Below are 17,264 nucleotides of genomic sequence, written 5' to 3'. Positions count from 1 at the left end.
GTACCTTCCGGTGCATGGCGAATGCAGCGGTACACGCACGCGTTCGCGACGACATCGTGCGGCTGGTTCACCGATGTTTGCCGGTGCCCGATTTCTCCCGCGCCGTCGGCGACGCGCTGGGCCGCGCCGTGCCCGCCGAGGGCACCTGCCTGATGACGATCGATCCGGCGACCATGCTGCCGACCGCGGAGTTCGTCGAGAACGGCCTGCCCGCCGCCGAGCTGCTCCGGCTCGTCGAGATCGAGGTACGCGAGCCGGACTTCAACAAGTGGGTCCAGCTGGCCCGCGCGGACCGTCCGGCGGCCAGCCTGAGCGAGGTCACCGCCGGTGATCTCGACCGCAGCCTGCGCCAGCGGGAGATCCGCCGGCCCGGCGGCTTCGCCGACGAGCTGCGGGTGGTCCTCGCGGACGGCAAGGCGGCCTGGGGCGCCCTGACCGTGTTCCGGGAGGCGAAGCGTCCCCACTTCTCGGCGGCCGAGGTGCGGTTCGTGTCGTCGCTGGCCGGGTTGATCGCCGACGGACTGCGGCGAGGACTCCTGCTCGACGCCGCACGGGCCGGTGACGCCGACACCGGCCTGCTGATCCTCGACGCCGATGACGGCGTCCAGATGTCCAACCAGGCTGCGCAACGCCGGCTGGACGAGCTGGGCACCGGCCACCGAGCCGGTGCCGAACTGCCGCTGGTCGTCCCCGCCGTCGCCCGCCAGGCCCGCGCCCTGTGCGACGCCACGGCGACCGAGGCTGCCGATATCCGACCGGCCAGGGCACGCGCGCGCACCCGGTCCGGTCAGTGGCTCATCGTCCGGGGCTCGCTGATGGGCGACGGACCGGACTCGCCGGTCGCGGTGATGCTCGAAGCGGCCCGCCCCGCCGAAATGGCCCCGCTGATGGCCGATGCCTACGGTTTCACCGACGGCGAGCGGCGTGTCACCGAACTGGTGGCGCAGGGCCTGTCCACCAGGCAGATCGCCGACCGGCTGCGGGTGTCGTCGTACACCGTGCAGGATCACCTGAAGTCGATCTTCGCCAAGTCCGGCACCGGCTCACGCGGCGACCTGGTCGCCCAGCTGTTCTTCGATCACTACGCCGCCCCCCTGACGCTGGGGGATCGCGGGCCCTAGCCGTCCGAGGAGAGGACGAGCTTCTGCAGGGAGTTTCGTAGGTGCTCGGCGGCCTTCGGGGTGAGGGCCGCCAGGAACTCGCGCTCGGCTTCATCGTTCGCGTCGGTGGCCAGGCGGAGGGTCTCGCGGCCGGCGTCGGTCAGTTCGACCACGTTGCGGCGGCGGTCTTCCGCGTGCGGGTGGCGTGACACCAGCCCTTTGCCCTCCAGGGCGTCCAGCATCGCGACCATCGTGGTGCGGTCGATGCCCAGCCGCTGCGCCGCCTGTTGCTGGGACGCCGGTTCGCGCCCGGCCAGGGAGAGCAGGACGCCCAGCTCCCGCCCGTCGATGCCGTACGGCGTCACCGCGTTCGCCGCCAGCTCCGCCATCCGAAGGTGCGCGTGCTTGAGCAGGTAGACGAGATTGCCGCTCAGCCCGGGGCCCGGTCCATCACTCCTAGACACGGAAGAATTCTATCGCTAGCCTGATCGTCAGTAACACTGATAATCAGTACAACGACAGAAGGGCGAGGGGTAATGATCTTGGTCACCGGAGGTCTGGGATTCATCGGCTCCCACACCGTGCGCACCCTGCTCGACCTCGGCGAGAGCTGCGTACTGGTCCAGCGCCGGACGCGCGAGGTACCGGCGGATCTCGCAGGCCGGCAGGCCACGGTCGAGCAAGCCGACATCACCGATCTGCACGCGTTCCTCGACATCGGCGAACGCCACCGGATCACCGGCATCCTGCACCTCGCGGGCTCGATGCCCTGGCCACCCGACCCCGAGCAACCCGTTGCCGCGGCGCGGAAGGCCCTGGGCGGGCTGTTCAACGTCCTGCAGGCCGCGCACGAATGGAATGTGGACCGGGTCGGTGTCGCGAGCACGATCGGTGTCTACGGCGGTGCTACCGGCGATGGCCCGCTCGGCGCCGGGGAGGGGCCGCTCGGTGAGGACATGCCGCTGTCGATGACCTCGGCCCACCTGATCCCGACCTTCAAGAAGATCGGGGAACTGCTCAACGGTCACCTGGCCGACGCCGCCGGCATCGATGTCGTCAACTACCGCATCTCCGGCACCTGGGGTCCGCGCGACCCCCATGGCGCCCTGTTCTTCGCGGCTCCCGAGCTCGTCCATGCCGCCGTCCGCGGAACCGAGCCGAACCTGTCCACGCTCCCCGGGCCCGCGCACGCGGAGGACTCGCTCGACCTGTGCTACGTCAAGGACACCGCCCGGGCGATCGCGCTCCTCCAGCTCGCAGACCGGCTCGACCACCGCACCTACAACGTCGCGTCGGGCCGCGCGACGACCAACGCCGAGATCATCGCCGCGATCGAACAGGTGGTGCCGGACGCCCGGGTCGAACTGCCCACCGGAGGCGACGTAAGGCAGAACTACCTCGACATCACCCGGCTCCAGCACGACACCGGCTACAAGCCCGAGTACGACACCGAACGCGCGGTCGCCGACTACATCGCCTGGCTGCGTGCGGGCAACGAGCACTGAGCACCATCCGGGCACCGTGATGTGTGCGCCGGCCTCAGCGGTCCACCGAATCGCGGCATGAGGGTGCGTTCGCAGGAGGTGACGACCGCTGGAATCGCTCAGGGGGCGGGGGCAAGCTCGTTCAGTACCTGGCTGAGCCGGTCGATGCGGGACTGGGCTTCGGTGCGCAGCCGCTCGGCGAGTGCCTCCCAGTCCTGCGGGGTCGGCGGCCGCCCCGGTGGCAGCGCCGCGAGCGCCTCGCCCACCTCGGCCAAGGTGAGACCGACCCGCTGGCACGCCTCGATCATCGCCAGGCGGCACATCACATCGCCGTGGTAGCGGCGCTGGTTACCGGCCGTGCGGTCGCTGCTGATGAGGCCCTGCGCCTCATAGAACCGGATCGCCGACGCGGCGATGCCGCTGCGGTGCGCGACCTGGCCGATGGTCAGGCCGGGCTCGTGCCAGTCGAAAGAGGTGTCGTGCTGCACGCCCCGAGTATGCCCGACCGAGGTTGACTTCAACAAATGTTGAAGTTCTACGGTCGGCGTCATCGGATTCACGAGAGTTCCCTGGAGGAGACCATGATCCTGGTGACCGGTGCGACGGGCAACGTCGGGCGGCGTGTGGTGGAGCGGCTGGTCGCCGCGGGTCACGGCGTACGCGCCGTCACCCGCGACCCGAGCCGCGCGAATCTGCCGGCGGCCGTGGAGGCGGCGGCCGCCGACCTTGCCGATCCGGAGACCCTGCGACCGCACCTGGACGGTGTTCGGGCCGTGTTCCTGATCTGGCCGTTCGTCGACCCCGCCGCGGCGGCGCAACTCGCTCCGCGCGTCGTCGACGTGCTCACCGGCGCCGGATCACCCCGGGTCGTGTACGTGTCGGCCGCCTCCGCCGAGACCGACCCGGACTCGTTCTGGGCCGTGATGGAACGCGCCATCACCGCGTCCGGCCTGCCTTGGACGATGCTGCGTCCCACCGGAATCGCGACGAACACGCTGGGCTGGGCCGCGCCCATCCGCGCCGAGGGCGTGGTGCGCTGGCCGTACGGCGCGGCGGCCCGCTCGATGGTCCACGAGGACGACATCGCGGCGGTCGCGGTCGAGGCGCTGACCAGCGACCGGCACGACAAGCAGACCTACGTGCTCAGCGGCCCGGAGACGGTCACCCAGGCCGAGCAGGTGCGCATCATCGGCGAGGTGATCGGCCGCGACCTGCACTGGCAGGACGTGCCCGCCGAGGCCGTACGCACGATGCTGGCCGAGGAGATGGGCAGCCCGGCGTTCGCCGATGCGGCATTGGCCACCTGGGCGGCCCTGGTGGAAACGCCGGAGCAGGTGACCGGCGACGTGGCGGCGGTGCTGGGCCGCCCCGCCCGTACGTTCGCCCAGTGGGCCGCCGACCACGCGGCCGACTTCGCCTGAGCCGCTCACGCGCCCGGTGCTCCCCAACCGCCAGCAGAGCACCTGCCGGCGGTTGGGAAGCCCACCGGATGCGCGCAGTTCCGGCGCGACGACGATCCGATGCGCACCCATCGGCAGAGCCACGCGGACCGCGGCGGCATGAGAGAGGGCGGTCGCGGCTGTGCAGGTCGGCTGAGCGCGGGTCGGCGTCGTCAGCGGTTCGTCTCGGCTGCCCCGGGGTCCTGCGGGCCGGCCCGAACCCAGCGGTGAAAGTCGTCCAGGTCGACGTTGCTACCGCAGACGATGGTGACCACGTGGCGGCCGGCGAAGCGGTCCGGGTCTTCCAGGACGGCGGCGACACCAAGGGCCGCCGAGGGTTCGACGACCAGACCCGCGTGCCGCAAGAGCATCCGCATGCCCGCGACGATGGACGCCTCCTGGACCAGCACGGCGTCATCGGCCACCGCCAAAAGATCATCCAGTACGGCGGGGATGGGGCGGCGACCGGCGACGCCGTCGGCGATGGTGTCGGTGGAGTCGGTCGTGATGACCCGGCGCTCCCGCCAGGAGCGGGTCATCGCGGGTGCGCCACGAGGCTGCACACAGATCACCTCGGCTCCGGGCGCCAGAGCCTTGAGGACGTAGCCCACACCGGTGGCCATGGCGCCGCCTCCCAGGGCGATCAGCACGGCGTCAATGGAGGGCGCCTGTTGCGCCAGTTCGAGGCCGATGGTGGCCGCGCCCTCACAGGTTTCGACGTCCAGACTGTCCTCGACCAGCCGGATGCCGCGCCGCCGCGCGATACCCGCCGCCCGCTCCCGGGCCGAGTCGAAGTCGCCGTCGACCACTTCCAGCACCGCACCAGATGCGCGAATCCGATCGAGCTTGGCGGCGGGCGCCCGATGCGATGCCACGACCGTCACGTCCAGGTCATGGCGGCGGCCCGACCAGCCCAGCGCCCAGCCCAGATTGCCGGCGCTGGCGCACACCACCGCCGTCCGGCCCTGATCGCTCAGCCGGCTCGCGACAACCTCGGTACCCCGCGCCTTGAAACTGCGGACCGGGTTCGCCGTCTCCAGCTTGATACTCACCGCGCAGCCCAGCGCGCGCCCCAAGGCTTCGCACCGGAACAACGGAGTGTCCAGGAACACCGGATCGATCACGCGGCGAGCCGCGCGGATCCGGTCAAGATCGAGGCGCGTCTTCAGCACGACGCAACAACGTACCTGGGCCAAGCGTCACCTTGGCAGCCGGCACCATGAATCCACCTCCACCCTCCGCCGGATCGCTCCCGCATACCCGACCACCGACGCCAACAAGCTCTCCGCGGCATCAGCGGCCGCCTGGGCGGCCGCGGTACCGATGCCCTCTCGTGGGTCGCGCGGATGACTTCACCGGGTCAACCGGTGGACCATCGCCGTCAGTCGTGGTTGATGGAGAATCCCAAGATGACCGCGGCGGACACCACGACATGCCCGGGCGCAAGATCCTGTGGGGAAGCCTCGCTGCCTGAGCCGTGCCCGCGATACCGCTCGAACCCGACCCGCTCGGGATCGACGTCGTCAATGTGCACCACGGCCCCGAGCCGCACCCCCGCGGCCTCGGCGAACAGTTCGGCTTTGCGTCGAGCCGCGGCGACGGCCTGCCGACGAGCCTCCGCTCGCAACTCACCCTTGCCGGATACATCGAAGTCGACCGCCTCGATCTCGTTGGCGCCTGCCGCGACGAGATCGACGAGCAACGGCTGGACGTCGTCGATGGCACCGGACTCAACGGCGAACGAGGCCTGACACTCGTACCCGAGGAACTTGCGTTCCGACCCGCCGAAGCTCCACGAACTCTTCAGCCCGAGCCGTGACCGCTCGACGGCTGCGTCCGATATACCGTGCCCCCGGAGTGTCTGCCGCACCGCTTGCACGGCGTCACTGGCCGCGGTGAACGCCTGAGACGGTGTCTGCTCCACCCGGATCACCTTGAACCTGGCCCGCACGAGATCGGGCATCGCCTTCACGCTTGATGCGCCGTAGGCGGCCACACCCCACGGCCGTTCTACCATCTGCATGCCGACGATTTAAGCAGTGCGCCGACCATGCCGTGGCCTGGACGAAATCGATGGTTCGGAAACGACCGTTCTCAGGAGGATGTCGAGCACCGGAACAATCGCGTCGCTGACCGGTGTCCCGCGTTGTGGGCCGTGCCCGTCGTAAGACTGGTCGAGCCGCACCCGGAAAACCAACGGCTCCGGGAATTCTTCGGAAACCCCCGACTGGGCGAACTCCCGTGCGGCCCGAACCGATGCGGCGAACCGCGCGGCGAAGACCTTTCGATTCACCCGGCCAACTTTCCGCCGACCCGTTGTCACTCACGAAATCAGGAAGTTCGCGGAGGCCGGACGCGTATCGGCCGTCCTGGCGGTCCCCCTCCGGCGGCAGGGGCCTCCGCTCCGCGGGGCCTGCCGGCCAGCCCCGGGATCAGCACCCCCGCCACCGCAAGGTGCATCAGGGCGAGGGAGACCCGGGTTCCGCCGTCCATGCCGTCGCCGATGAACGGCACGAAGGACAGGACCAGTACGGTGCCGGCCACCCCGATCCAGATGGCGCGGGCACGCCGTGGCCCGAACCGCTCCAGGACGGCCAGCAGCCCCCAGCCGGAGAGCGACGCGAGCAGGGCGACGAACACGACGGGCACGGCGCCGATGTCGACCGTCTCCGCACCGTCGACGATCCGCAGTGGGTGCCCCAGCAGGGGGTCGGCGACCAGCCACACGAGGGCGGGCGCCAGGACGGCCAGGGCCGTGACTCCGAGGCGTCTCCTGCGCGCGCTCACTTGGCACTCCCCGAGGCGGCCCCGTGCAGGAAGACCTCGACCAGTTCCTGCGGGGTCAGGTCGGGCTCGTCCGCCGTGCGCGGCTGGGTGAAGAGCAGCCCGATGAACAGGGCGGCGATCTGTTCCGGTGTCCGGCGCAGGGTGGCCTTGTCGGGCTCCAGCAGTTCCGCGAGGGCCTCGCGGACACGGCTCGTCGACTCCTCGCGGCCCGCGCCGCGCACCGTGCCGGGGTGCTTGCCGCCGCCGTGCCCCAGTGAGCCGATGAGCGCGCCGAGCCGGTCCATGTGCGCCTGCAGGGCCTCGGCCGCCTCCGCGAGCCGGTCGGCCAGCGGCTGATCGATGTCGATCGCGCCGAGTTCGCGGATCGCGTGGTCGGGGGAGAGCGCCTCCGCGATGCAGGCATGCAGCAGCTCTTCCTTGTCGGCGAAGACGCGGAAGATCGTGCCCTCGCCGATCCCCGCGGCGCGGGCGATCTTCGCGGTCGTCACGGCGGAGCCGTACTCGGTGATCAGCGGTATCGCGGTCTGGATGATCATCTTGCGCCGGTGCTCTGGCGACATGCCGGGGGCGCGGCGCCGGGTGGTCTGGTTCTCCTGGGGGCCTGTCATGCCGGCGAGCTTACGGAGTGAGTACTCACTCCGTCAATGAGTGAGTACTCACTCCGCTGACCCGGATCGGGACCTACTCACAGGCGCAGTCGGCACCAGACCCACTCGTTGCCGGCGGGATTGCACATCACGCTGCATGCGGTGGCCAGGGTGTTCCCATTCGGTGCGGGTGAGTCCGTACTCGACATCACCGTGCTCGGAGCCCTCAATGGCCTCCGGCCAGCCTCCGGTGAAGTTCCGGACGAAGGACAGTCCCGACTTCTCCATGACCCGACGGGAACGGGCATTGACGGTCATCGTGTTCGCCGTGACCCGCTCGACCTCCAGGTCCGTGAACCCCTTGCGGATCAGGGCACGGCACCCCTCGGTGGCGTAGCCGCGCCCCCATGCCGCCCGCTTCAAGCGGTAGCCGAGTTCGACCACGTCCGGGCTGTGCTCCTCCAACGGCCGGAACTCGAACCAGCCCAGAAAGGTGTCGGTGATCTTCTCCTGCGCGACCCAGTAGCCGCGGCTCTCCCAGCAGGGGTAGTCGTGCAGAAGCCGTGGCAGGACCCGCGTCTCGATCGCCCTGCGGCTGGTGGGGCGGCCACCGTTGATGAAGCGCATGACCTCGGGGTCGTTGTCCAGGGCGAGCAGGTGATCGACGTCGTCCGTCGTGAACGCGCGCAGAACGAGCCGGTCAGTCTCCAGGAAGTTGGACATGCCGCTATCGTCACGCACGACCCGCCCGCGCCAGCCACCACTTCTCCGACCGCCGGATATCGAGTGGTGACCGGGGCCGCGGCCGCGCCGCGGTCATCGTCTTCGCCTGCGACGCAGGCCTGCTCCCCTCTCGTCCCTGACCCCCGGCACCACACACCGGGTGAAGCGGGACCGGCCGAGATCGTTTCCGACATCGAGATCTCCGTGTCGGGCTTCCCGTGCAGATGTCCGTAAATACGATCTGCGCTTCCGGTTTGTTGCTGTCATGCCATGTCCGGATCCGGACGTCGCGGGGAGACCGCCGGGAATCGTCCGTGGCCTGTTCTAGCCTTACCGGGATCCAACCGATGGAGTTCGGGGGCAGTCATGGCGGAGCGCTGGATCACGAAGAACGGTCGACGGATTCCGATCGATGACGGTGGCGGGGGAAAGACCGTCGCGGCCGGATTGGCCGCGATCATGATGGTGGGAAGTGGTGGAGTCGCCGGCGGCGCCGCGGGCGCGGGGGCGGGTGGAGCCCCCTCGGTGAGTGCGAAGACCATCAATGCCCGCAAGGGGGACGCAAAGCGTTCCGCGCGTAAGGGGAACGCCGACAAGGCATGGCGGCGCCTGGGCATGCGGCAGGTCAGACGGTCGCTTGATCAACGGGACGCGGGGTGTGTGCGCGTCACGTGGGGGGAAGTGCGGCGAACCGTCATCCGCAATCCATGCACATCGCTGGATCGGAGGCTTTTCGCGATTGCCGACCGGAAGGGGGACACCGCCCTCGTCTCGGTCGCCTGGGCAAGGTTCCGCAACAGCGGTGACCGGCGGCGGTTCCAACGGGTGATCGATGTTTACGGTACCGGTGACATCAAACCGCTCGCCGCGAGCAGGCTCGGCTTGGCCGGTATTCGTTTCACCGGTCGCTATTACCATTCGATCCCTAGAAATGCGCGGCTCACCGTCGCCGAAGCCGAGGCGGTCAAGGGCACTTTCAGCCCTGAAGTGCTGGACGGATTCGCCGAGATCGCCGCTGAACTGCCGAGCCCCCGTAACAGCCGGAGGCGCCGCTGACCTGCCGTAGTGCGCCGGCCTGCGCCGAGACGGCTTCAGTCCCCTCCGCAGGTTGGCGGGGGTCCTTCGCCCGCGGTTGTCGAGTGCGCCGTTGTCGCTGGCTCGTCAGCCGGCGGGGACCGTTTCGGTGGTGTCGGCTTCCTCGACCGGTGCGGGTGCGGGGTTGTTCGGGCCGCGCAGGAGGATGTAGGCGAACAGCACGCACATGACGGCGGCGCCTGCCCACATGGACTGCTGCCAGCCGTCGACGAAGGACTGCTGGGCGGCCTGGACGATCTGCTGGGCGTGTGAACCGGTGCCGGCCGACACCTCGACGGCGTTGGCGATGCCGTCGCGGGCGGTGTCCGCGGCCTCCGGTGGTACGCCGTGCAGCCGGTCGTCGATCGCGGCGCGGTACTCGGCGGAAAGGAGCGCCCCCAGCATGGCGATGCCCAGCGCCGTGCCGAACTCGCGGGTGATGTCGTTGAGCGCGGAGGCGACGCCCTGCTTCGCACGCGGAAGCGAGCCGGTGATGGCCTCGGTGGAAGGCGTCATGGACAGGCCCATGCCGATGCCCATGGCGAGCATGCCCGGCAGGATGGCCGGGTAGCCGCCGTCCACGGTGACCAGCAGCGCCATCAGCAGCAGGCCTGCGCCGTTGAGGGCGATGCCTGCGGCCATGGTCGGGCGGGCGCCGATACGGGCGGCCATCCTGGGGGCCAGGCCGGAGGCCGCCATCATCGTGACGGCCATCGGCATCATGGCCGCCGTCGACAGCAGGCCGGACCAGCCGAGCACCGCCTGGAAGAACGGGAACAGGACCACGGCGATGCCCGCCTGGACGCCGAAGACCACCAGCAGCGTGATCGAGCCGCCGGCCAGGCCGCGCTCCCGGAACAGGCGTACGTCCAGCAGCGATGCGTCTCGGCGGTGCCTCTCCCACAGGACGAAGCCGACGCCGGCGACGAGGCCGAGGGTGAGGCCGGTAAGCGTCGCGGGGGCGCTCCAGCCGCGTTCGGGCCCTTCCTGCAGGACGAAGATGAGGCCGACGACGGCGACGGCGGACAGCAGCGCGCCGATGGTGTCGAAGGAACGGGCGGAGCTTTCGCGCGAGTCGGGCACCGACGTCAGTGTCATGCCCAGGGCCACGCCGGCAAGTGCGACCGGCAGCACGAACAGCCAGCGCCAGTCCGCGACGTCCACGAGAAGCGCGGACAGGAACATGCCCAGGATGCCGCCGCCCCCGGCGACGCCCGTCCACACGCCGATCGCCTTGCCGCGCTGCTCCTCGGGAAAGGTGGAGGTGATGACGGCAAGGGTGATCGGCATGATCATCGCGGCGCCGACACCGCCGGCCGCACGGGCGGCGATCATGACCTCGGCGGTCGGCGCGAGGGCCGCCACGATGTTCGCTGCGCCGAACATGCCGAGGCCGGTGATCAGCATGGGTTTGCGGCCCAGCCGGTCACCGATCGCACCGAGCGGCAGCAGCAGTGCCGCCAGGGCGAGGGTGTAGACGTTGATGATCCACAACACCGTGTCGTGCGGGACGCCGAACTCGACGGCCATGTGGGTCTGGGCGACGTTCAGCCCGGACACCGACGCGATGACCGCCATCAGCGCGAGGGAGACGGCGATCAGGATGGTGCGGAGCTGACGCGCGTCCAGTGCGCCGTCCACGTGTACGGGCCGGTCCGTGCTCATGGATTCCTCTCGAAGCTACGCGGGACGGTTCGGCGTCGGCTCTGGTTCTGTCGTGCGCCCCCCGGCCGATTCCGGCCGGGCGTCTTCGACGCTAAGCGCGCACTGCGGAATCGGCATAGCATGTTGCCTATGGCGCAAGAAGATGGTTCGCTGGACGGCCTCGTACGCAAGCGCCTCCGCGCTCTCCGCATGGCGCAGGGCTTGTCCCTGGAGGAACTGGCCGCGCGGGTCCACCTCAGCCAGTCGTCACTGAGCCGCATCGAGAGCGGACGGCGCCGCCTGGCCCTGGACCAGCTCGTGGCCCTGGCCCGCGCCCTGGACACCACCCTCGATCAGCTCGTCGAGAACGCCGCCGACGACGTCGTCGTCAACCCCATGAACCACGGCACCAACGGCCTGAGCTGGCCCATGAAGGGCGACCCGGCCATGAGCGTGATGCGTCGGCGGTTCACCGAGCCGCCCCCCGGCAATCCCGCGAAGATGCGCGCCCACCAGGGCCGGGAATGGCTCGTCGTGCTGTCCGGCACCGCGATTCTGCTGCTGGGCCAACGCCGCTTGCGCATCGAGACCAACCAGGCCGCCGAGTTCCCGACCATGATGCCGCACGCCTTCGGCGCCGAAGGCGGCCCCTGCGAGGTGATGTTCGTCTTCGACCGCGACGCCCGCCGCGGCCATCGCGACACCGACGGGGACAACGACGGACAAGGCACCACCGCGTAGCCACATCGGCTGCCGGCTGGTCCACGGAACTGTGGACGGGTACCCGCAGGCGAAGAGCGCGGCGTCGTCGCGCCGACTGCGACTCTGCCGGCGGTCGGGGAGGTCTGCCGCGTTGTGGACGCCGGTGACGGCACGGGCCGGTCCGGCGATATCGGTCATGCCGGCTGCTCTTCCCGGTACAGCACGAGGTGCTCGTGGTAGAGCACGCCGTCCCGCACGTCGCCGGTGGCGGTGAAGCCCAGGTCGTCGTAGTAGTCGAGGTGGGTTCCGGTGACGGTGTAGCGGCCGGTGTAGGCGCGCTTGCGGCCGTCGCGTTCCTCCTCGTAGCGGCCGTTGGCGAGGAGTTCCTGGCGGATCCGTCCGTCGGCGGTGACCCACATGCCGACATACGGGTGAGGAGCGGGCTTCGGGCGGCCACCGTCCGGAGCGGCGCAGGCGAGCAGCGTGGTGGCCAGAGCAAGGAGATGCAGAGAGATCCTGAACATGGACGGGCTCCGTTCGATTCGCAGGTGGTGGACAGGGCGGTCGGCCGGTCAGAGCCGGCGGTCGGCGTATCCGGAGGCGCGCAGGACGCTGTCGCGCGAGGCGCGCACCTCCTCGCGCAGCGTTGCCAGGTCGACGTCGAGGACGGCGCCGTCCCACTTGCGGACCCGCCCGGAGACGAAGACGGCGTCGATGTTGCGGGCGTCGCAGCCCAGCACGAGGGTTCCGACGGGGTCGTTGAGCGGCATGTTGTTGAGGTCCTCTGCGCGCACGACGAGCACGTCGGCCTGCTTGCCTGGGCTGAGGGAGCCGGTCACATCGCCCAGGCCGATGCTGGCGGCGCCCTGGAGGGTGGCGAAGTCGAGGACATCGTGCACGCCGATCCGGGCGGGCTGCGCGCCGGTGCCGTAGGCGGCGTGGACGGCCCGCATGCGCTGGATGGCGTGCAGGGCGCGCATCTGCGTGAACATGTCGCTGGCCAGGGCGACTTCGACGTCGATGCTCAGGCCGGGCCGGATGCCCGCGGCAAGGGCCTCGTCTATGGCGGGGACCGCGCTCTCCAGGCCGATCTGCGCGTCGGAAGTGGGAGCGAGCGCGACGTTGGCGCCGGTGTCGGCGATGGCCCGCCATGCCTGAGGGGTCAGGCCGGTGCAGTGGATGAGGGAGACGTCCGGGCCGAGTAGGTCCCGCTTGGCCCAGCCGACGATGGCCTCGGAGGAGGGCAGGCCGAATACGGCGTCGATGCTGACTCCGATACCGAGGTCGCGGGCGACGCGGGCGAGGCCCGGGCCGTAGGCGAGGTCGGGCCCGGCGACTTCGTCGGTGGCCAGAGCTGCCAGGCGCAGGGTGAGCAGTCCGCTGTCGGCGAAGTAGGTGTCGCGCAGGCGGGTCAGGTCGGCGGGCCACTGACCGTCCCAGGCGCCGAAATGCGGGCGCATCGAGGCGTGCACGCCGCGGATGCCGGTGTCGGCCAGCGCCCGGACGGCGGCGTCGGAATGGGCGGCGGTGCGGGAGTTGTGGGAGAAGTCCAGCATGGTGGTGATGCCGCCGTCGATGGCGGTCAGCGCGGCCAGGCGGGTGCCGATGTACATGTCCTGTGGCCGGTAGCCGGGGGCGATGCCCGCCAAAGTGGAGGTGACGTACTCGCCGAGGTCGTTGACGTCCGGCATGATGCGGCGCAGTTGCGCCTCCCAGGCGTGGCGGTGGGTGTCGACGAAGCCGGGGGCCAGGACGGAGCCGGTGACGTCGACGACCAGCGCGTCACCGGCCGGCAGGTCCACACCGACGGCGGCGATCCGGTCGCCGTCGATGAGCAGGTCGGCGCGGGGCAGGACGCCCAGCTCCGGGTCCATGGTGACGACGGCGGCGGCTCCGGTGAGCAGCGTGCGGCGGCCGAGGACGGGGCGGCGCAGCCGGTCCAGGGTGGCGTTCATGGTGCTCCTTACGAAGGCGAGAAATGAGCCGTGGGCGTTGGCGCAGGCCCACGGGATGCTCCTGTGCTCCGGAGTTCAGCCCCGGACACCATCGAGTCTGCGCAGTTCAGAAGGCATCAACTAGGACATGCGCTGCCTGGGTGTGACGCACCCGGGCAGCGCACGCGACCGCCGGATAGCTTGGTCGCATGGACGGCAACCACCTGGGCGAATTCCTGCGCGCACGCCGCGCCGCCCTGCGGCCGGAGGACGTCGGCATGGCGAGCTACGGAACCCGCAGGGTCGCCGGGCTGCGCCGCGAGGAGGTCGCCGTCCTGGCCGGTGTGAACGCCGACTACTACACCCGCCTGGAGCAAGGACGCGAGCGCAACCCCTCAGGCCAGGTGCTCGACGCCCTCAGCCGCGCGCTGCGTCTCGACACCGACGCCCGTGCGCACCTGCACCGGCTGGCCGGGACCACCCCGGGCGACCTGCCCTTCACACAGGCCACCGGGCAGGTCGCCCCGGCGCTGCGCCAGTTGATGGACGGCTATCCCCACACCCCGGCGTTCGTGATGAACCGGACCCTGGACATCCTGGCCTCCAACGCTCTGGCCGATGCCCTCTACAGCCCCTTCGACCCGGCGGACAACCTGGCCCGCATGATCTTCCTCGACCCGGCCGGCCGTCACTTCCACACCGACTGGGACCGGGCGGCCCAAGCCACCGTCGCCAACCTCCGCCAGGCGGTCGGCTTCGACCCGGACGACCCACGGTTGACCGAACTTGTCCGCGATCTCACCGCGCGGAGCCCGGACTTCACCCGCCTCTGGAACGCCCACACCGTACGGGGCAAGACGCAGGACGCCAAGCACCTCCTGCACCCGGACGTCGGCCCGCTCACACTCACCTACCAGGCCTTCGACGTCCGCGACGCCCCTGGCCAACAACTCGTGATCTACCACGCTGAACCGGGCAGCACCAGCGCCCAGGCCCTCGACCTCCTAGGCTCCATCCACGCCACCCACCGCCAGAGCGAACCGCGAACGTAAGCCGCCCCGCGTGACCGGCTGCGTCCACCCTGGACCTGGCGAAGGGTGAGGGCCCCAGGCAACTCGGCCTTCCCACCGGAGTCCGCTCGCCACCACAACCACCGCCTACGCGCCACGCCCGCCGAGCCGATCCCGCGCAGCCCCGGACCCGCGGCGTACAGGGCACCACCACCCAAGGCGATGGCTCGGCATGCGGACCTACCCTGCGTCCTCGGTGCAGCTGTCCAGGTACTCGATCAACCGGATCTCACTGCCCATCAGCCGCTCCCGCTGTTCGGGCGGCAGGAGGGCCAGCGCATCGGTGAGCACTCTGCCGCGCGGCACGTGGACCATCGCGCCGGTGTAGACGCGGCAGCCGGAGCACCATGACAGCCCCACACACCGCTCATAGCGCGAAGATTCGGCCGGATGGAACCGGTACGTGTACGAGCGCATGACCGCCCGGCAGACGGCACAGACCCAGCGGCCGTCGTCTTGGACGGTGTCCAAGGTGCCGACCTTGCGCCAGCGCTGCGTGCGGGACGGCCCTCTTCAAATCGCCATGTGAGGCATTATCCCCGGCGACCTCCACAAAGCTCGCGCAAACCAGAGGACGCGAGCCATGCGGAGTTCGCCACCAACCGCCAAAGGCGTCCAAGGTGACCACTTTCCAAATGAGCACTCACCGTGATCGCCAGGGCAAATTCTGTTCGCCCTACCTGGACGGTCTGAGGCAGCATGGTAGAGCAGCGGGTGGCGTTGGAGGGGCGGGTGGCCGTGCTAGGAGTACGAGGTGGCTCTAGGGACGGCCGGTCGCCCCGGCAGCGGGCGGTTCTGCTGGCCCTGCGCTATTACTGCGATGTGCTGCGCTGCCAGTGGCGTATCTCGGTTCCGGCGATGACATTACCGGCGCTCGGGAATATCTGTCTGTTCTACCTGACACCGCTGGTGGTGGCTGCCCTGGTGGGACACCTGGCAGGCGGTGGGGAAAGCGACCTCGGCGCGCTGCTGCCCTACGTTCTCGGCTTCGCCGGCTTGATGCTGGCGGGCGAGGTCTTGTGGCGAGTGGGGCTGCATTTCCTCAACCGAACGAACGGCCGAGGCATCGAACGACTCGGCATCGTCGGCATGGACGAGTTGCTCGCCAAAGACACCGCCTTTTTCCACGACAACTTCGCTGGTTCGCTGACCAAACGGGTACTGAGCTTCTCCGGCGGCTTCGAATACTTCGCCGACACCCTGACTTTCGCGGTCGTGGCCAACGTGATCCCGTTGTCCTTCGCCTCGGTGATCCTGTGGAGCTACCATCCGCTCTTGGTCGTCATCCTGCTGGGATTGATCGTCTTCACCGGCTTCATCGTCACCCCGTTCATCCGCCGCCGGCAGGTGCTGGTGGACCGGCGCGAGGCGGCCAAAGTGCGGGTGTCGGGCCACGTCGCCGACGTGCTCACCAACATGGAGACGGTCCGCGCGTTCGCCGCCGAACAGCGCGAGGCCACCGAGTTCCGTGGCCGGATCGCCGAACAGCACCGCCTGTCACTGCGCTCCTGGGACTACGCCAACCTGCGGGTCGACACGATCGTCGCTCCGATGTCGATCGTGACCAGCGCACTGGGCCTCCTGGTAGCGGTGGCACTTCGCGGCGGACTCGGCGTGGAGGCCATCGTGGTGACGTTCTCCTACTACACCAACGCGACACGGATCATGTTCGAGTTCAACCAGATCTACCGGCGGCTGGAAAGCACGCTCACCGAGAGCGCGCAGTTCACCGAGCTGCTCGCGATGCCGCCGACCGTCGTGGACCCGCCCGACCCGCAGCCGCTGCGTCCTCTCGACTCCTCGGTCCGCTTCGAACGGGTGCTCTTCGCGCACGGCGACGGCCCACCCCTCTTCGAAAAGCTGGACCTGGAGATTCCCAGCGGCGCCAAGATCGGCCTGGTGGGCCGGTCCGGTGGCGGCAAGACCACCCTCACCCGGCTGCTGCTGCGCCTCATGGACGTCGATGGCGGCCGAATCCTCGTCGGCGGCCAGGACGTCGCGCGACTGCGCCAGAGCGACCTGCGCAACCTGATCGCGTACGTCCCGCAGGACCCCGCGATGTTCCACCGATCCGTGCACGACAACATCGCCTTCGCCCGGCCGGGTGCCACCGAGACCGAAATCCGCCGAGCCGCGCGGGCGGCACACGTCACCGAGTTCGTCGAAAGCCTCCCGGACGGGTTCGACACGCTGGTCGGCGAGCGAGGCGTCAAGCTCTCCGGCGGTCAGCGGCAACGCGTCGCCCTCGCACGCGCCATCCTCCGAGACGCCCCGATCCTGCTACTGGACGAGGCGACCAGCGCGCTGGACTCCGAAAGCGAACTCCTCGTCCAAGAGGCACTGTGGCACCTAATGCGCGACCGCACCGCACTGGTCGTCGCCCACCGGCTGAGCACCGTCGTCCGCATGGACCGCCTGGTCGTTCTCGACCGCGGTCGCATCCTCGAAGAGGGCTCCCACCACGAACTCCTCCAGTCCGACGGCCCTTATGCCCGTCTCTGGCACCACCAGTCCGGCGGCTTCCTCACCGAACAAGCCATTCCGGACACCGCGAGCACCGGCCAGCACGACCGGAAGTCTCAACCCGCGACCGGCTGACCCGCCGCTCATGCCCGCACTGATGACCCCCCGCCATCGCCAACGGCGATCGAATGCGCAGGCCCACCTGGGCACCGACTCGCGGCATGTGCGGATGGTTTCGGGAGCGGTCCGGTGCGGCG

Annotated in this window: 18 protein-coding genes; 7 read left to right on the top strand and 11 right to left on the bottom strand. The window is 69.8% G+C overall.

Annotated elements, in window-relative coordinates; all coding sequences use genetic code 11:
• Positions 1 to 83: 83 nt before the first annotated feature.
• The gene (locus E1289_RS03495; RefSeq protein ID WP_165970322.1) at positions 84 to 1,121 is read left to right on the top strand and encodes a helix-turn-helix transcriptional regulator; all 1,038 of its coding nucleotides are present in this window, start codon (positions 84 to 86) and stop codon (positions 1,119 to 1,121) included.
• Here the strand turns inward: E1289_RS03495 and E1289_RS03490 are convergent.
• Positions 1,118 to 1,564: a MarR family transcriptional regulator gene (locus E1289_RS03490; protein ID WP_207928752.1), complete on the bottom strand. Its 447-nt coding sequence runs from the start codon at positions 1,562 to 1,564 to the stop codon at positions 1,118 to 1,120. The two genes, E1289_RS03495 and E1289_RS03490, sit on opposite strands and share 4 nt — an antisense overlap.
• Before the next feature lie 72 nt (positions 1,565 to 1,636).
• Between E1289_RS03490 and E1289_RS03485 the strand changes: the two genes are divergently transcribed.
• Positions 1,637 to 2,605, top strand: coding sequence for an NAD(P)-dependent oxidoreductase (locus E1289_RS03485; protein WP_131975193.1), 969 nt, complete (start codon positions 1,637 to 1,639; stop codon positions 2,603 to 2,605).
• A 98-nt stretch (positions 2,606 to 2,703) separates the two neighbouring features.
• Here E1289_RS03485 and soxR read toward each other — a convergent pair whose 3' ends face one another.
• Positions 2,704 to 3,072, bottom strand: coding sequence for a redox-sensitive transcriptional activator SoxR (gene soxR / locus E1289_RS03480; RefSeq protein ID WP_165970321.1), 369 nt, complete (start codon positions 3,070 to 3,072; stop codon positions 2,704 to 2,706).
• Between the two features lie 93 nt (positions 3,073 to 3,165).
• On the opposite strand from soxR, the gene E1289_RS03475 reads away from it, so the two are divergent.
• Positions 3,166 to 4,005, top strand: coding sequence for an NAD(P)H-binding protein (locus tag E1289_RS03475; protein WP_131975189.1), 840 nt, complete (start codon positions 3,166 to 3,168; stop codon positions 4,003 to 4,005).
• A 191-nt stretch (positions 4,006 to 4,196) separates the two neighbouring features.
• Here the strand turns inward: E1289_RS03475 and E1289_RS03470 are convergent, their stop codons facing one another.
• The 5 genes from E1289_RS03470 to E1289_RS03450 form a co-directional block, all read right to left on the bottom strand.
• Positions 4,197 to 5,195 carry a pyridoxal-phosphate dependent enzyme gene (locus E1289_RS03470; RefSeq protein ID WP_131975187.1) on the bottom strand — a complete coding sequence of 333 codons (999 nt, stop codon included), beginning with the start codon at positions 5,193 to 5,195 and terminating at the stop codon, positions 4,197 to 4,199.
• Between the two features lie 209 nt (positions 5,196 to 5,404).
• A complete protein-coding gene (locus E1289_RS03465) occupies positions 5,405 to 6,046 on the bottom strand; it encodes an SIMPL domain-containing protein (RefSeq protein ID WP_131975185.1) in 642 nt (213 codons plus the stop codon).
• A 308-nt stretch (positions 6,047 to 6,354) separates the two neighbouring features.
• Positions 6,355 to 6,810: a DUF6069 family protein gene (locus E1289_RS03460; RefSeq protein ID WP_207928751.1), complete on the bottom strand. Its 456-nt coding sequence runs from the start codon at positions 6,808 to 6,810 to the stop codon at positions 6,355 to 6,357.
• On the bottom strand, positions 6,807 to 7,418 hold the full coding sequence (locus E1289_RS03455) for a TetR/AcrR family transcriptional regulator (RefSeq protein ID WP_131975183.1): 612 nt from the start codon (positions 7,416 to 7,418) through the stop codon (positions 6,807 to 6,809). The genes E1289_RS03460 and E1289_RS03455 overlap by 4 nt, the downstream gene beginning before the upstream one ends.
• A 48-nt stretch (positions 7,419 to 7,466) precedes the next feature.
• Entirely contained in the window at positions 7,467 to 8,120 is a 654-nt protein-coding gene (locus E1289_RS03450) for a GNAT family N-acetyltransferase (protein ID WP_131975181.1), read from the bottom strand.
• 366 nt (positions 8,121 to 8,486) lie between these two features.
• On the opposite strand from E1289_RS03450, the gene E1289_RS03445 reads away from it, so the two are divergent.
• Positions 8,487 to 9,176 carry a hypothetical protein gene (locus tag E1289_RS03445; protein ID WP_131975179.1) on the top strand — a complete coding sequence of 230 codons (690 nt, stop codon included), beginning with the start codon at positions 8,487 to 8,489 and terminating at the stop codon, positions 9,174 to 9,176.
• Between the two features lie 105 nt (positions 9,177 to 9,281).
• On the opposite strand, the gene E1289_RS03440 is transcribed toward E1289_RS03445, so the two are convergent.
• Positions 9,282 to 10,859, bottom strand: coding sequence for an MFS transporter (locus tag E1289_RS03440; protein ID WP_131975177.1), 1,578 nt, complete (start codon positions 10,857 to 10,859; stop codon positions 9,282 to 9,284).
• Between the two features lie 129 nt (positions 10,860 to 10,988).
• Between E1289_RS03440 and E1289_RS03435 the strand changes: the two genes are divergently transcribed.
• Entirely contained in the window at positions 10,989 to 11,579 is a 591-nt protein-coding gene (locus E1289_RS03435) for a helix-turn-helix transcriptional regulator (protein ID WP_131975175.1), read from the top strand.
• Between the two features lie 155 nt (positions 11,580 to 11,734).
• Here E1289_RS03435 and E1289_RS03430 read toward each other — a convergent pair whose 3' ends face one another.
• Positions 11,735 to 12,064, bottom strand: a complete 330-nt coding sequence (locus tag E1289_RS03430) for an Atu4866 domain-containing protein (protein WP_131975173.1) — start codon at positions 12,062 to 12,064, stop codon at positions 11,735 to 11,737.
• A gap of 48 nt (positions 12,065 to 12,112) precedes the next feature.
• Positions 12,113 to 13,495: an amidohydrolase family protein gene (locus tag E1289_RS03425; protein WP_131975171.1), complete on the bottom strand. Its 1,383-nt coding sequence runs from the start codon at positions 13,493 to 13,495 to the stop codon at positions 12,113 to 12,115.
• A 188-nt stretch (positions 13,496 to 13,683) separates the two neighbouring features.
• Here E1289_RS03425 and E1289_RS03420 point away from each other — a divergent pair, with 188 nt between their 5' ends.
• Positions 13,684 to 14,526, top strand: coding sequence for a helix-turn-helix transcriptional regulator (locus tag E1289_RS03420; RefSeq protein WP_131975169.1), 843 nt, complete (start codon positions 13,684 to 13,686; stop codon positions 14,524 to 14,526).
• A gap of 198 nt (positions 14,527 to 14,724) precedes the next feature.
• Here the strand turns inward: E1289_RS03420 and E1289_RS03415 are convergent, their stop codons facing one another.
• On the bottom strand, positions 14,725 to 14,904 hold the full coding sequence (locus E1289_RS03415) for a hypothetical protein (RefSeq protein WP_131975167.1): 180 nt from the start codon (positions 14,902 to 14,904) through the stop codon (positions 14,725 to 14,727).
• Positions 14,905 to 15,366: 462 nt separating this feature from the next.
• Between E1289_RS03415 and E1289_RS03410 the strand changes: the two genes are divergently transcribed.
• Positions 15,367 to 17,142: an ABC transporter ATP-binding protein gene (locus E1289_RS03410; RefSeq protein ID WP_243712584.1), complete on the top strand. Its 1,776-nt coding sequence runs from the start codon at positions 15,367 to 15,369 to the stop codon at positions 17,140 to 17,142.
• Positions 17,143 to 17,264 lie beyond the last annotated feature (122 nt).

This window comes from Actinomadura sp. 6K520, from assembly GCF_004349245.1.
In the GTDB taxonomy this organism is placed as follows: domain Bacteria; phylum Actinomycetota; class Actinomycetes; order Streptosporangiales; family Streptosporangiaceae; genus Spirillospora.
This window is presented reverse-complemented; position numbering and strand designations above follow the sequence as displayed.

Bases quoted from the DNA above. Each gene is read 5' to 3' on its own strand.
- E1289_RS03445 (WP_131975179.1), top strand. From the start codon at position 8,487: ATGGCGGAGCGCTGGATCACGAAGAACGGTCGACGGATTCCGATCGAT.
- E1289_RS03425 (WP_131975171.1), bottom strand. From the start codon at position 13,495: ATGAACGCCACCCTGGACCGGCTGCGCCGCCCCGTCCTCGGCCGCCGC.
- E1289_RS03485 (WP_131975193.1), top strand. From the start codon at position 1,637: ATGATCTTGGTCACCGGAGGTCTGGGATTCATCGGCTCCCACACCGTG.
- E1289_RS03450 (WP_131975181.1), bottom strand. From the start codon at position 8,120: ATGTCCAACTTCCTGGAGACTGACCGGCTCGTTCTGCGCGCGTTCACG.
- E1289_RS03430 (WP_131975173.1), bottom strand. From the start codon at position 12,064: ATGTTCAGGATCTCTCTGCATCTCCTTGCTCTGGCCACCACGCTGCTC.
- E1289_RS03435 (WP_131975175.1), top strand. From the start codon at position 10,989: ATGGCGCAAGAAGATGGTTCGCTGGACGGCCTCGTACGCAAGCGCCTC.
- E1289_RS03455 (WP_131975183.1), bottom strand. From the start codon at position 7,418: ATGACAGGCCCCCAGGAGAACCAGACCACCCGGCGCCGCGCCCCCGGC.
- E1289_RS03465 (WP_131975185.1), bottom strand. From the start codon at position 6,046: ATGCAGATGGTAGAACGGCCGTGGGGTGTGGCCGCCTACGGCGCATCA.
- E1289_RS03440 (WP_131975177.1), bottom strand. From the start codon at position 10,859: ATGAGCACGGACCGGCCCGTACACGTGGACGGCGCACTGGACGCGCGT.
- E1289_RS03475 (WP_131975189.1), top strand. From the start codon at position 3,166: ATGATCCTGGTGACCGGTGCGACGGGCAACGTCGGGCGGCGTGTGGTG.
- E1289_RS03420 (WP_131975169.1), top strand. From the start codon at position 13,684: ATGGACGGCAACCACCTGGGCGAATTCCTGCGCGCACGCCGCGCCGCC.